Source organism: Streptomyces sp. NPDC017520, assembly GCF_044329855.1.
GTDB lineage: Bacteria > Actinomycetota > Actinomycetes > Streptomycetales > Streptomycetaceae > Streptomyces.
On the sequence record NZ_JBIRKB010000001.1, the window covers coordinates 677260 to 691446 of the forward strand.

Sequence of the window (14187 nt, forward strand, 5' to 3'; positions counted from 1 at the left end):
CCCGCCCCCCCCCCCGGGCGGCCCCCCGGGGGGGTTCGGCCGCCCCCGCGCTGGGGGGGGTCCACCCCCCCCGCGCCCGGGGCGGGGGGGGGGGGGGGGGGCCCCCCCCCCCCCCCCCCCCGCTCAGGGCCTGTCGTCAAACTGCCGCCTGCCGGGCGGCGCCTGGCACGCACGCTCGCGGCGTTGCCGAAATGGACTAGTAGCTCCGCTACGAGACCATTCCGGCGCCTTGCGATCGCACGCACCAGGCGCCGCCCGGCCGCCCTTCGGGCGACGACGGCAGTTTGACGACAGGCCCTGGTACCGGAGAAGCCGCTCCGTACGGGGGTACCGGAGGGGCAGTTCCGTACGGGTGTACACCACGTCCACCCTCGTGCGGGTGATCCTTCCACCGGGGCGCAGTACGAGGCGCGTCGCATGACTACACTTCTCCACAGATACACGCGTCAGGGCCCACAGTGTCGTGCGTCTTCCACGCGGCTAGCCCCTCCACCGCCTGCGGCCGTCGGGACGGCCGTCCGCACTGGACTTGTGAGGACTCACGTGAGCTCGAAACCTGTCGTACTCATCGCTGAAGAGCTGTCGCCCGCCACGGTCGACGCCCTGGGTCCGGATTTCGAGATCCGGCACTGCAACGGCGCGGACCGCGCCGAGCTTCTCCCCGCGATCGTCGACGTCGACGCCATCCTGGTGCGCTCCGCCACCAAGGTCGACGCCGAGGCCATCGCCGCCGCCAAGAAGCTCCGGGTCGTGGCCCGCGCGGGCGTCGGTCTGGACAACGTCGACGTCTCCTCGGCCACCAAGGCCGGCGTGATGGTCGTCAACGCCCCGACCTCCAACATCGTCACCGCGGCCGAGCTGGCCTGCGGTCTCCTCGTGGCCACCGCGCGCAACATCCCGCAGGCCAACACCGCGCTCAAGAACGGTGAGTGGAAGCGCTCCAAGTACACCGGGGTCGAGCTCAGCGAGAAGGTCCTCGGCGTCGTCGGCCTCGGCCGCATCGGCGTCCTGGTGGCGCAGCGCATGTCGGCCTTCGGCATGAAGATCGTCGCCTACGACCCCTACGTCCAGCCGGCCCGCGCCGCACAGATGGGCGTCAAGCTCCTCAGCCTGGACGAGCTGCTGGAGGTCGCCGACTTCATCACGGTGCACCTGCCCAAGACCCCCGAGACCCTCGGACTCATCGGTGACGAGGCACTGCACAAGGTGAAGCCCTCGGTGCGCATCGTCAACGCCGCGCGCGGCGGGATCGTCGACGAGGAGGCCCTGGCCTCCGCGCTGAAGGAGGGCCGCGTCGCGGGCGCCGGCCTCGATGTGTACGCGAAGGAGCCCTGCACGGACTCCCCGCTGTTCCAGTTCGACCAGGTCGTCTGCACCCCGCACCTCGGCGCCTCCACCGACGAGGCGCAGGAGAAGGCGGGCATCGCGGTCGCCAAGTCCGTCCGCCTCGCCCTGGCCGGCGAGCTGGTCCCGGACGCGGTCAACGTCCAGGGCGGCGTCATCGCCGAGGACGTACGTCCCGGCCTGCCGCTCGCCGAGAAGCTCGGCCGGATCTTCACCGCGCTCGCGGGCGAGGTCGCGGCCCGGCTCGACGTCGAGGTGTACGGCGAGATCACCCAGCACGACGTCAAGGTGCTGGAGCTCTCCGCGCTCAAGGGCGTCTTCGAGGACGTCGTCGACGAGACGGTCTCCTATGTGAACGCCCCGCTGTTCGCGCAGGAGCGCGGTGTGGAGGTCCGCCTCACCACCAGCTCCGAGTCGCCCGACCACCGCAACGTGGTCACCGTGCGCGGCACGCTCTCCGACGGCCAGGAGGTCGCGGTCTCCGGCACGCTGGCCGGGCCGAAGAACCTCCAGAAGATCGTCGCCATCGGTGAGCACGACGTCGATCTGGCCCTCGCCGACCACATGGTCGTCCTGCGCTACCAGGACCGTCCCGGCGTGGTGGGCGCGGTCGGCAAGATCCTCGGCGAGGCCGGGCTGAACATCGCGGGCATGCAGGTGTCCCGGGCCGCCGTGGGCGGCGAGGCGCTCGTCGTCCTCACCGTCGACGACACCGTCCCGCAGCCGGTGCTGACCGAGATCGCCGAGGAGATCGGCGCCTCCTCGGCCCGCTCGGTGAACCTCACCGACTGACGCGGACATGTTGGTGAGCCCCACTCCGGTGGCGCGGCAGCGTCGATGAGGCTCACTGGCTGACGCAGGCGCTCAGCCGCACGACCCCGCTCCGTACCCGGTAGCAGGCCCGCTCGTCCCGTACGAGCGGCCCCGCTGCCGGGTACGTTGCTTTCCGCGTCCCGGTCAACCCCGCGAGGTGGGCCCGGGGTTGGGTCCTGGGGCCCACGACGTGCGAGGTCCCCGACCCTAGGGTGACCGGTTGTCATGTCACTCATGGGCGCCGGGGGTCGGATCACGTATGTCTGCTGTCGGTGGCATACCCGTAGCGGGAGGCCCGGCTCCGGCCGCCGCCCCGCGGCGTGAACTCCCGCGCCCGCTCGTCCTGGTCCGCGTGGCTCTCCTCGTGCTGTTCGGGGCGACGGTGCTGGGGGCGATCGGCCTGACCGGCTCGGCCCTCGCCGCGGACGCGATGGGCGCCGAGGTGCTCGGCATCCTGCTGTACGCCTCCGCCCCCGGGGTGCTCGGGGCGCTGCTGGCCCGGCAGGTCAGGACCGGCGGCGCGCGGGTGCGGTGGGGCATCGTCGCCGTCCAGGTGTGGCTCGTCCTCGGGGGCCTCGCCAACCTCGGGGAGGGGTCGCCGGACGGGCTGACCCAGCTGGTCCTGCCGATCCTGATCACCGTTCTGATCAGCCGCGCGGGGAGCCGGGCGTGGTTCCGGCTGCCGCCCGGCGAACGAGGGCAGCCGCCGAAGTTCTCGCTCCCGCACATGATCACCTGGAAGCGGGACCGGGGACAGTCCGCCCTGGAGTACCTGGGCCTGGTCCTGATCGTCGTCGCGCTGATCGGGGCCCTGACCGTGGGCGGCCTCGGCGGCCGGATCACCGAGGGCCTCCAGTCCGCTATCTGCTCGCTGACCGGCAGCTCCTGCCCGGTCTCCCCGGGCAGCGGCTCCGTCGAGGCGGGCGACCGTCCGGGCGGCGGTACGGATGGGGGAGCCGACGGAGGTACGGACGCGGGAGCCGACGGCGGTACGTCGGGGAGCGCGGACGAAGGCGCGGACGGCGGTACGAACGGGGGAGCCGACGGCGGTTCGACGACCACGGGCGGCGTCACCGGAGGGTCCACGGAGGGGACCACCGGCGGTGACGCCACCGGCGGTACGGGCGGCACCGGCGGTACGGGCGGCACCGGCGGTACGGGAGGCCCGGGCGGGTCCGAGGGCTCGGCCACGACCGGGGGCGGCACGGGAGGCCCCGACGACACAGGCCGCCCCGGCACCGGCGAGGACACCTTCCCCGACGACAACGAGGAGCCCGAGGCCGCCCACGACGTACAGGCGTCCGACGACGGTGAGGACGAGGGGGGCCGCGAGCAGGCCGAGGAGCAGGAGGACTGCGGCGGCTGGGGCTTCTTCGGCTGCGCCTGGGACCGTACGACGCAGGTCGTCAAGGGCCTCGTGGTCGACGGCATCTGGGGCGACATCACCGGGATCATCGACCTGTTCAAGCCGGAGACCTGGTCGGGCCTCGCCGACTACGGCAGGCAACTCGGCGAGCAGTGGACGAAGGACTCCTCGGGCGCGGGCGACAAGTGGGCGGACGGCGACTACCTGGGCGCGATCCTGGACTGGGGCAAGGCGTCCGCCGGCACGGTGGTCACGGTCGGCGACGACGTGTTCGTCGGGGACGAGGTCCGCGAGCGCTGGAACAACGGCGAGAAGACCCGGGCCGTCACGGACGTGATCTGGAACATCGGCTCGATCTTCATCCCCGGCTACAACGTCGGGAAGGTCGTCGGCAAGGTCGGCAAGCTCGGTGCGCTGGGCAAGGTCGCCGGAGCCGTGGCGAAGGCCGCGGACGATGCGGGGGCGGCGGCCCGCAGGGCCCGCAAGGCGGCCGAGGCCGGCGACCTCGACGGCGTACGGAAAGCGGCGAAGGAGGCCGACGACGCGGCGGACACCGCCGAGGACGCGGCGCGCAGGACCGGTTGCGCGATCGCGGGCGGGTCCCCGCGGGTGCCGTACGGCGGAGGCGGGAGCGGCGGCGGCGTGCCGGGCGCGGGCACCGGTGTGCTGGCGGGCGGCCCCCACGGCCGGGTCGTCTTCGCCGAGGGTGGCTGCGACGAGGCGGCCAAGGCGGCCGCCGCCCGGGCGCGGGCCGCCGAGCGGGCCGCCCACCTGGAGCGGAAGAGGCTGGAGGAGCCCGAGCGGGCGCGCAAGGCGGAGGCGGACAAGAAGAAGTACCCGCAGGCGCAGCGCAACGACACCTCCGACCCGCGCAACTACAACCCGCCGTCCTGGGCCGACGACCTCAAGGACCGTACGCTCGGGGACGCCGACGCGGGCGACGGCTACTGGGCGAGCCGGGACCGCAACCCCGCGCCGAACTGGAAGAACGAGTCCTGGCTGCGCTACCAGGAGCAGGTGACCGGCACCAACAGGGGCCAGGAGTACGTCGTGCCGCACCCCCGGGAGGGCAAGCCGGCGGTGGAGTACGACGGCTGGGACTCCTCCCGGCAGACGTTCCTGGAGGCCAAGAACGGTTACGGCAGCTATCTGTCCAAGTCCGGCAGCGGCGCCCTCACCCCCTCGGGCAAGGACAAGTTCGTCACCGAGGCCCGCGCCCAGGTGGAGGCGTCCGGTGGCCGGAGCGTGGAGTGGCACTTCTCCGACCCGGAGGTGGCCAAGGCCGCCCGCAGGGCCTTCCGGGACGAAGGGCTGCCGGTCAAGGTGGTCCACAGCCCGACGAAGCCCAACGACAGCACCAGGAAGCCGGGGGCCTTCGACGAGTAGGCCGCGCCGGGACGCAAGCCGTCCTCGTCCTGGGGGCGCCTTGTAGCCTGCACGCGTGGTGACCCCGGCCGCCGTCCGGCCGGGGGGACCGCGCGCAGCGGGCCGGCCGACGGAGGAGAGACGAGCATGCGACGTGTAGTGCGGGGCTTCTGGGGTCCCCGGCCGGAGTCGGCCGAGGCGCTGGCCGACCGGTGGCTGCGGACCCTCGACGGGTTCGCCGAGCTGGTCCCGCAGGCGGCCGACGCCTGGAGCCAGGTCCACGGGAACGGCCCCGCCACCGCGTTCACCCCCGACGGGGACGCCCTGCTCGGCGCGGTCCGCACGGCCCGGAGCGCGGCCGACTGGTCGGACCTCACGGGCACCGGGCTGCGGCTCGTCGGCACCGGGGCGCGCGGCTGGGAGGCGGAGGTCAGCGGACTGGCCGGCGGGGCGCCGGAGTTCCTGCTCCAGTCGCTCGCGATCATCCTCCATGCCCCGGACGAGGCCGTGGTCCCCGAGGAGGCGCTCCTGTCGCTCCTCGCCCGAGTGTGGGAACCGGACTTCGGCGACGTGAGCGACGACGACGTGCTGGACGCTCTGGAGGACGACGCCGGCTACTCCGTGGGCGACCCGGTCGTCGGCCGGACCGGCTACCTCTCCCCGGCCCGCGCCGCCCTGGTCCCCGAAGGCCTGGAGGTGGTCCGTGAACCCGTCCCGGGCGGCGGGGAGCTGCTGAGCATCGCGGCCCCGGGCGACAGCGTGGGCGTGGTGCGGGTGTACCAGCGGCTGCGTGAGGCGGGGGCGTTGGCTCCGCTGCCGCGCCCGATGGACCGGGCGGTCCTGTGACCTCCCGCGCGGGGGAGGAGTTCGACGCGGAGCGCGCGGCGGCCGAGGTCACCGGGCTCCTCGCCGCCCCCGTACCGGTGGCCGGCCCCACCGCGGCCGAGGGCGACCCGGCCACCGGCGAGTGGACGGTCACCGTCGGGGAGGGTTTCCGGATCGTGCCGCTCTGGGAGGGCCACTCCCTCACCGGTGTGTACGCCCCCGAGTGGAACGAAGCCGTGGAGGCCGCCGAGGGGCATCTGGCGGCGCTGGCAGGGGCGTTGGGCGTCCACTGGGGCCCGCACCGGCCGGTGCGGCTGCATGTGGCGCTGCTGCGATGGGAGGCCGGGGCGGCCGTGGAGCCGTTGTTCGAGGCGCTGTTCGCCGAGGATCTGTACGGAGACCTGGTGGTCTGGGGGCCCCTCGCCCCCGACGGCCGGTGGATCGCCCTGACCGTGGGGCACAGCGACGGCGACGCGCCGCTGGTGCTGGCCGCCCTGGTCAGCGACCGCCCGATCACCGAACCGGACGACGGGGACAGCCCGTTGTGAGGACCGGCCGGAACACGCCGGAGGCGTCCGGGACCGTCGGCGGGGTCCTCCGGCACGGGCGGTCCTGTGATGGAGTGGACCCATGAAGCTGCTTCCCCTGTTCCTCCGACGGCCGATCGAAGCGGTGTACGAGCGCCGGCTCGCCGCCACCCTGGTGGGCCTGCCGCGCCCCCAGCACGTCGGGATCATGGTCGACGGCAACCGGCGCTGGGCCCGGAAGGCCGGGCACACGGACGTCCGGGAGGGTTACCGGGCGGGCGGCGCCAAGGTCACCACGTTCCTGGGCTGGTGCACGGCCGCCGGGATCGAGCACGTGACCCTCTTCATGCTCTCCGACGACAACCTGGGCCGCCCCGCCGAAGAACTGGGCCCGCTCATCGAGGTCATCGAGGAGACCGTCCGGGACATCACCGCCGAGGGCCGCGACTGGGAGGTCCGGGCGATCGGCTCGCTCGACATGCTGCCCGGCGCCAGCGCCCGGGTGTTCAAGGAGGCCACCGCCGCCACGACCGGGCGCGGCGGCCTCAAGGTGGACGTGGCGGTCGGCTACGGCGGCCGGCGCGAGATCGTCGACGCCGTGAAGAGCGCCTTCGAGGAGCACATCGCGGCCGGCGGCGACCCGGCCGAACTGGTCGCCCGCTTCGGGATCGACGACATCTCCCGGCACCTCTACTCGCCCGTCGCCGACCACACCGACTTCATCATCCGCACCTCCGGGGAGCAGCGGCTGTCCGGCTTCCTCCTCTGGCAGTCCGCCTACGCCGAGATGCACTGGGTGGACTGCTACTGGCCGGCCTTCCGGCACGTGGACTTCCTGCGCGCACTGCGCTCGTACGCGAACCGGGACCGCCGCTTCGGCAAGTGAAGGACCGGCCTTCCGGACGCTCCTCCAGCCGGGTCCGCCCGACGCTCCTCCAGCCGGGTCCGCCCCATGCCCCTCCGACCGGGTCCGCCCGATGCTCCTCCGACCGGGCCCGGGCCCGCCCGCTGTTCCTACAGCCGGGCCCGCTTCACCGCCATGTGCAGCAGCAGCCGGTCCTCGCCGTCGTTCAGGTCGAGGCCGGTGATCTGCTGGATCCGGGAGAGCCGGTAGTACAGCGTCTGGCGGTGGATGCCCAGCGCGGCGGCCGTCCGGCCCGCCTGGCCCGCGCAGTCCAGGAACACCTCGGCGGTGTGCGCCAGCTCCCGGTGCGGCGAGGTCAGCAGCGGGGCGACCACGGGGTCCCCGGGGGCGTCGCCGGTGCCCGGGAGGGCGGTCAGCAGACGGTACGGGCCGATCGCCGACCACCGGGCGACCGGGCCGAGGCGGGTCTCGGCCCGTGCCGCGCGGGCCGCCGCCGTGGCCTCGCGCCAGGAGACCGGCAGCTCGTCCAGGCCCCTGCGCGGCGTGGCGATCCCCCCGGTCGCGGCCGGGCCTGCATCGGTGCGCAACCGGTCCGCGGCGCTCAGGGCCGGGTCGAGGCGGTCCGGCGCGCGCAGCCGGACGAGCGCCGCCAGCGACAGCGGCCCGGCTCCCCCCGGCGCGGCGACCGCCGCCAGGGCGGCCGCCGAGCCCACCCCCCGTACCGAGGGCGTGTCGTCCGCCCACGGGGTCACGCAGACCACCGTGTGCAGCCCCTCCGCGTCCGGCCCCAGCGCCTCGCCCAGCGCGGCGACGGCGGTGTCGCGCTGCCGGCCGGGGCCCGCCGTGAGCACCGCGCCGAACTCCCGCGACAGGTCGGCGCCCGCCCGCGCCTCGTCGGAGAGCAGCGCCCCGATCCGGGCGGCGACCTCCATCGCGGCGGTCAGCTGCTCGTCGGCCGGACCGGGGTCGGCGTCGAGGAGCCAGACGTAACCGAGGACGACACCCCGATGGCGTACGGGAAGGCAGATGCGGTCCCGGAACACCCCGGCCTCGGGGGCGGCGGGGATCCGGACGGGGCCGGTCGCCCGGGTGATGCCGAACCCCTCGAACCAGGCGCGCACGGCGGGCGTGGAGCGCCGGGTCAGGATCGACCGGGTGCGGACCGGGTCCATCGCGGAGTCGTCGTCGCTGTCGTGGGCTCCGAAGGCGACCAGGCCGAAATCCCGGTTCTCCAGGGTGGCCGGGGCGCCGAGGAGGGCCGAGATCTCGTCGACCAGTTCCTGGTAGTCGCCTGTCACTCCGCCATTCTGCACCCCTTCGCGCCCTTCTTCAGACAGATGTCTGAGATGGCGGCCACGGATGCGTGACAGGTGTCGATGGCACAGCCCGCACGGGGTACCTAGATTTCACAGTGGTTATCCGTGCCGTACCGGTCCGCTCACGTTCGTACCGTTACGGCCCTTCGTCCGTACATTCGTGGAGGTGCCCCGTGCTGGGTCCCGTGATTCTCGCCGCATCGCGCAGCGACAAGATGCGCCGGTTCGTCTCGGCCGCGCCCGGCACCAAGCAGGTCGTCGACCGCTTCATCGCCGGGGAGACCGTCGACCAGGTCGTGCCGATCGTGGAGGACGCCGCGGACAAGGGCCTGGAGGTCACGCTCGACGTCGTCGGCGAGGACATCACCACGCCCGCGCAGGCCGAGGCCGCCCGTGACGCGTACCTGGAGCTCGTCGGGCGTCTGAAGGACCTCGGCCTGGGCACCCGCGCCGAGATGTCCGTCAAGCTGTCGATGTTCGGCCAAGCGCTGGAGAACGGCCACGAGCTGGCCCTCGCCAACGTGCGCCCGGTCGTCGAGGCGGCGGCCGCCATCGGCACCACGGTCACCCTGGACGCCGAGGACCACACCACCCTCGACTCGATGTTCGCCATCCACGAGGAGCTGCGGAAGGACTTCCCGGAGACCGGCTGCGTCATCCAGTCCTACCTGTTCCGCACCGAGGACGACGCGCGCAGGCTCGCCGCCGCGGGCAGCCGCGTACGCATCGTGAAGGGCGCCTACAAGGAGCCCGCCTCCGTCGCGTACCAGGACAAGGCCGAGATCGACAAGGCGTACGTCCGCGTCACCCGGATCCTGATGGAGGGCGAGGGCTACCCGATGATCGGGTCCCACGATCCCCGTCTCATCGCCATCGCCCAGGAGCTGGGCCGCCAGGCCGGGCGCAAACTGGATGAGTACGAGTTCCAGATGCTGTACGGCATCCGCAGCGACGAGCACGTCCGGCTCGCGGCCGAGGGCCACCGGATGCGGGTCTACACGGCGTACGGCACCGACTGGTACGGATACTTCATGCGCCGCCTCGCGGAGAAGCCGGCCAACCTGCTGTTCTTCGGCCGCTCGATCCTCACCAAGGGCTGAGCGCCTGTCGGGTGACCTTCGACAGGCACTGAGCGCCCGGCCCCGACCCGGGGCTGAACCGGCCACGGCCGACACACCCATCCCCGCCGACACCAAGGAGACAAGGCAACCATGGACGCCGTCACCCAGGTCCCCGCGCCGGTCAACGAGCCGGTTCACTCCTACGCCCCGGGCTCCCCGGAGCGCGCCCGCCTGGAGGTGAAGCTCAAGGAGCTCGCCGACAACCCGATCGACCTGCCGATGACCATCGGCGGCGAGAAGCGGATGGGCGGCGGCGAGCGTGTGAACGTCGTACAGCCGCACAACCACCAGGCCGTCATCGGCACCTTCGCCGGCGCCACCGAGCAGGACGCCCAGGACGCCATCGACGCGGCCCTGGCCGCCGCTCCGGCCTGGCGCGCGATGGCCTTCGACGACCGCGCGGCGATCATCCTGCGCGCCGCGGAGCTGCTGGCCGGCCCCTGGCGCGAGACGCTGGCCGCCTCCACCATGCTCGGGCAGTCCAAGACCGCCCAGCAGGCCGAGATCGACACCCCCTGCGAGCTCATCGACTTCTGGCGCTTCAACGTGCACTACGCGCGCCAGATCCTCGCCGAGCAGCCCCCGGCGAACTCCCCGGGCGTGTGGAACCGCATGGACCACCGTCCGCTGGAGGGCTTCGTCTACGCGATCACGCCGTTCAACTTCACGGCCATCGCGGGCAACCTGCCCACCGCCCCCGCCCTCATGGGCAACGTCGTGGTGTGGAAGCCGTCCCCGACGCAGACCCACGCCGCCGTGCTGCTGATGCAGCTCCTGGAGGAGGCCGGGCTGCCCAAGGGCGTCATCAACCTGGTCACCGGCGACGGCATCGCCGTCTCCGAGGTGGCGCTGAACCACCGCGACCTGGCCGGCATCCACTTCACCGGCTCGACCCCCACCTTCCAGCACCTGTGGAAGACGGTCGGCAACAACATCGCCAAGTACCGCACCTACCCGCGGCTCGTCGGCGAGACCGGCGGCAAGGACTTCGTCGTCGCGCACCCCAGCGCCGACCGCGCCGTTCTGAAGACCGCGCTGACCCGCGGCTCCTTCGAGTTCCAGGGCCAGAAGTGCTCCGCGTCCTCGCGGGCGTACGTCCCGGCCTCCATCTGGAACTCCGGTTTCAAGGAGGAGTTCGCGGCCGAGGTCGACTCGATCACGATGGGTGACGTCACCGACCTGACGAACTTCATCGGAGCCGTCATCGACGAGCGCTCGTTCGCCAAGAACAAGGCCGCGATCGACCGCGCGAAGTCCGACCCGGCGTGCACCGTCGTCGCGGGCGGCACCTACGACGACTCGGTGGGCTACTTCGTCCGTCCGACCGTCATCGAGTGCTCCGACGCCGAGAGCGAGGTCTTCACGACCGAGTACTTCGGCCCGATCCTCGCGGTCCACGTCTACGAGGACGACCAGTACGACGCCATGCTGGAGCAGATGGAGTCGGTCTCCGACTACGCGCTGACCGGCTCGGTCATCTCGGGCGACCGCGCGGCCGCCGCGTACACGATGGACAAGCTCCGCTACGCCGCGGGCAACTTCTACATCAACGACAAGTCCACCGGCGCCGTCGTCGGCCAGCAGCCCTTCGGCGGCGGCCGTGCCTCGGGCACCTGCGACAAGGCGGGCGCCCCGCAGAACCTCCAGCGCTGGACCCTGACCCGGGCCATCAAGGAGACGCTGGTCCCGCCGACCGACTACACCTACCCCCACCAGGGCTGACGCCCTCCCGGGGCGCCGCAGCACGACGCCCCGGACTCGGAGGCTCCCGGCGACGGAAGCCCCCTCCAGAGCACCGCCCCCCGACCGGCCCCCCTGCCGGCCGGGGGGCGGTTTCCATGGGTACGGGGGCGGCCCCTCTGTGAGGCGTCCTCTCAGATCTCCACCAGCACCTGGTCCAGCGACTTGCGCACCAGGTCGGGTACCTCGCAGTCGTCGGCGGGATAGCCGACGGGGATCACGGCGAACGCCTTCTCGTTCTCGGGCCGGTTCAGGACCTCGCCCAGGAAGCGCATCGGGCTCGGGGTGTGGATCAGCGCGGCGAGACCGGACAGGTGCAGGGCGGTGAGCAGCATGCCCACCGCGATCCCGACCGACTCGTCCCCGTAGTAGTGCTTGCGCTTCGTGCCGTCCTCGCCCAGCCAGTAGCGCTGCTGGAACACCACGATCAGGGCCGGCGCGTCCGTCATATGGGCCTTCACCGCGTCCGTGCCCAGCGGGCGCAGCGCCGCGAGCCACTCCTCGCCGAGCCGCCCGTCGTAGCTCACCTTCTCCTCGTGCTCGGCGGCCTCCCGGATCCGGCGGCGGACCTCGGGGTCCTTGACCAGGGCGAAGGTCCACGGCTGCTGGTGCGCGCCGGAAGGGGCGGTGGCCGCGCACGCGATGGCGTCGCGCACCACCTGCTCGGGGACAGGGTCGGGGGAGAAGGCGCGGACGGTCCTGCGCTCGTCCATGCGCTCCCGCAGCCGGGCGGCACGGGCGAGCGACTCCTCCGGAGCGATCCGCTCGGGGCGGTAGGGCGCGGGACGGTACGGGTCGCCATGGATGGGCGACCACTGCCGGGGCGTGGGCGTCGTGTCGGACATGGCCGCAGTGTGCGCGGTGGGGGAGACGCGGGGGAAGCGGGGCTTCGGACAGGCGCGGGACCGGTCCCGGTCAGTGTCCGCTGAGCGGGACCAGCTGTCCGACCTCCGGCGCCCCGGGCACGCGGTCTTGTGGACTAGGTAATGAGCATGTCAAATTCCTTCTCGGTACGTCCCCCACACGTCACCCAGAAGGAGCTCCCCCCATGAGACGCAACTCCCGCGCGCGCCTCGGTGTTTCCCTGCTGCTCGTCGCCGGCGCCCTCGGACTCGGAGCCGCCCCCTCCACTGCCGCCGACACCCCGGCGGCGCCCGTTCCCTCGGCGGTCCCCGCCCCCTCCGCGTACGCACTCGACGCCGCCGTCGAGCGGCAGCTCGGGGCCGCCACCGCCGGCACCTACCTCGACGCGAAGACCGGGAAGCTGGTCGTCACCGTCACCACCGACCGGGCCGAGAAGCAGGCCCGCGCCGCCGGGGCCACCGTCCGCCGGGTGGCCCGCAGCGCCGCCCAGCTGGACGCCGCGATGGAGACCCTGGAGGCCGAGGCCAAGATCACCGGCACCTCCTGGGGCGTCGACCCGCGCACCAACCGGGTCGCCGTCGAGGCCGACTCCTCCGTCTCCGCACGGGACATGGCCCGCCTCGAAGCCGTCGCGGAACGGCTCGACGGCGCGGTCGACATCAAGCGCGTACCGGGCGTCTTCCACCGCGAGGTGCTGGGCGGCGGAGCGATCTACGGCGGCGGCAGCCGCTGCTCGGCGGCCTTCAACGTCACCAAGGGCGGGGCCCGCTACTTCGTGACCGCCGGACACTGCACCAACATCTCCGCCAACTGGTCGGCCAGCTCGGGCGGTTCGGTCGTCGGTGTCCGGGAGGGCACCAGCTTCCCGACCAACGACTACGGCATCGTCCGCTACACGAACGGCTCCTCGCCCGCCGGGACCGTCGACCTGTACAACGGCTCCACCCAGGACATCTCCTCCGCCGCCAACGCCGTCGTCGGCCAGGCGATCAGGAAGAGCGGATCCACGACGAAGGTGACCTCCGGCACGGTCACCGCCGTCAACGTCACCGTCAACTACGGCGACGGGCCCGTCTACAACATGGTCCGCACCACCGCCTGCTCGGCCGGCGGCGACAGCGGCGGCGCGCACTTCGCCGGATCCGTCGCCCTCGGCATCCACTCCGGCAGCTCCGGCTGCTCGGGCACCGCGGGCTCGGCCATCCACCAGCCGGTCACCGAGGCGCTCTCCGCGTACGGCGTGACGGTGTACTGAGCCGCCACGGCAACGGCAACGGCAACGGTCACCGCCACCGCTGCCGCCACGGCAACGGTCACCGCCACGGCAACGGTCACCGCTACGGCAACGGTCACCGCCGCGGCCACGGCCCCCGCCCGTCCGGACCCCCGCGCACCCCGGTCCGGGCGGGCCTGTGCGTGGCGTGGCGGCGCAATTCGGTGTCGGGCGGGCCGGGGCGGCTGGCAGGCTGACGGGCATGGACCGCTCTCCCGTACCGCGCATCGCCCACACCCATGAGCTCACCGCAGTCGAACGGGACCGCATCCGCGAGCTGCTCGACACCGCCTTCGACGGCAACTTCAGCGACGAGGACTGGGAGCACTCCCTCGGCGGCCTCCACGCCCTGCTGTGCGACGCGGACGACCGCCCGATCGCCCACGGCAGCGTCGTCCAGCGCCGGGTCCTGCACGCGGACCGCTCCTACCGCGCCGGATACGTCGAGGCCGTCGCCGTCCGCGCCGACCACCGCCGCGCGGGCCTCGGCCACCGGGTGATGGCCGAGCTGGAACACGTCATCGACACGGCCTACGACTTCGGGGCCCTGTCCGCCTCCGCCGCCGGCGCCGCGCTCTACGCGTCGCGCGGCTGGCAGGTCTGGCCCGGCAGGCTCGCCGCCCTCGGCCCGGCCGGCCCCGTCCCGCTGCCCGAGGAGGAGGGGGCCACCTACGTCCGCCCCGCGGCCGGAGGCGCTCTGCCCGCGACCGGCCACCCGCTCCAGTTCGACTGGAGGGAGGGCGACCTGCTGTGACGGACGGGGCGGGT

At 73.1% G+C, this 14187-nt stretch carries 11 protein-coding genes; 9 read left to right on the forward strand and 2 right to left on the reverse strand.

The genetic code is table 11. The features are described from left to right. Nucleotides 1-543: 543 nt before the first annotated feature. From serA to ACH4KB_RS03025, 5 genes are all read left to right on the forward strand, one after another. On the forward strand, nucleotides 544-2136 hold the full coding sequence (gene serA / locus ACH4KB_RS03005) for a phosphoglycerate dehydrogenase (protein ID WP_018960078.1): 1593 nt from the start codon (nucleotides 544-546) through the stop codon (nucleotides 2134-2136). 280 nt (nucleotides 2137-2416) lie between these two features. Beyond that, a complete protein-coding gene (locus ACH4KB_RS03010) occupies nucleotides 2417-4909 on the forward strand; it encodes a Tox-REase-5 domain-containing protein (protein ID WP_398062970.1) in 2493 nt (830 codons plus the stop codon). A 126-nt stretch (nucleotides 4910-5035) separates the two neighbouring features. Next, a complete protein-coding gene (locus ACH4KB_RS03015) occupies nucleotides 5036-5734 on the forward strand; it encodes a hypothetical protein (RefSeq protein ID WP_398062972.1) in 699 nt (232 codons plus the stop codon). Next, nucleotides 5731-6261 carry a hypothetical protein gene (locus ACH4KB_RS03020; protein WP_398062974.1) on the forward strand — a complete coding sequence of 177 codons (531 nt, stop codon included), beginning with the start codon at nucleotides 5731-5733 and terminating at the stop codon, nucleotides 6259-6261. The genes ACH4KB_RS03015 and ACH4KB_RS03020 overlap by 4 nt, the downstream gene beginning before the upstream one ends. A gap of 82 nt (nucleotides 6262-6343) precedes the next feature. Then, on the forward strand, nucleotides 6344-7126 hold the full coding sequence (locus ACH4KB_RS03025) for an isoprenyl transferase (RefSeq protein ID WP_398062976.1): 783 nt from the start codon (nucleotides 6344-6346) through the stop codon (nucleotides 7124-7126). Between the two features lie 128 nt (nucleotides 7127-7254). Here ACH4KB_RS03025 and ACH4KB_RS03030 read toward each other — a convergent pair whose 3' ends face one another. Further along, nucleotides 7255-8403 carry a PucR family transcriptional regulator gene (locus tag ACH4KB_RS03030; protein ID WP_398062978.1) on the reverse strand — a complete coding sequence of 383 codons (1149 nt, stop codon included), beginning with the start codon at nucleotides 8401-8403 and terminating at the stop codon, nucleotides 7255-7257. Between the two features lie 191 nt (nucleotides 8404-8594). Between ACH4KB_RS03030 and ACH4KB_RS03035 the strand changes: the two genes are divergently transcribed. Together ACH4KB_RS03035 and pruA are read left to right on the forward strand one after the other, a co-directional pair. Then, the gene (locus ACH4KB_RS03035; protein WP_398062980.1) at nucleotides 8595-9521 is read left to right on the forward strand and encodes a proline dehydrogenase family protein; all 927 of its coding nucleotides are present in this window, start codon (nucleotides 8595-8597) and stop codon (nucleotides 9519-9521) included. A 111-nt stretch (nucleotides 9522-9632) separates the two neighbouring features. Continuing rightward, complete coding sequence (gene pruA / locus ACH4KB_RS03040) at nucleotides 9633-11264, forward strand: L-glutamate gamma-semialdehyde dehydrogenase (protein ID WP_398062982.1); 1632 nt, start codon at nucleotides 9633-9635, stop codon at nucleotides 11262-11264. Between the two features lie 152 nt (nucleotides 11265-11416). Here the strand turns inward: pruA and ACH4KB_RS03045 are convergent, their stop codons facing one another. After that, nucleotides 11417-12127 carry a nitroreductase family protein gene (locus ACH4KB_RS03045; protein ID WP_018960088.1) on the reverse strand — a complete coding sequence of 237 codons (711 nt, stop codon included), beginning with the start codon at nucleotides 12125-12127 and terminating at the stop codon, nucleotides 11417-11419. 203 nt (nucleotides 12128-12330) lie between these two features. Here ACH4KB_RS03045 and ACH4KB_RS03050 point away from each other — a divergent pair, with 203 nt between their 5' ends. After that, nucleotides 12331-13401 (forward strand): S1 family peptidase, encoded by a 1071-nt coding sequence (locus tag ACH4KB_RS03050; protein ID WP_398062984.1) that lies wholly within the window; start codon nucleotides 12331-12333, stop codon nucleotides 13399-13401. 220 nt (nucleotides 13402-13621) lie between these two features. Then, entirely contained in the window at nucleotides 13622-14173 is a 552-nt protein-coding gene (locus ACH4KB_RS03055) for a GNAT family N-acetyltransferase (RefSeq protein ID WP_398062986.1), read from the forward strand. The last annotated feature ends 14 nt before the right edge of the window (nucleotides 14174-14187 follow it).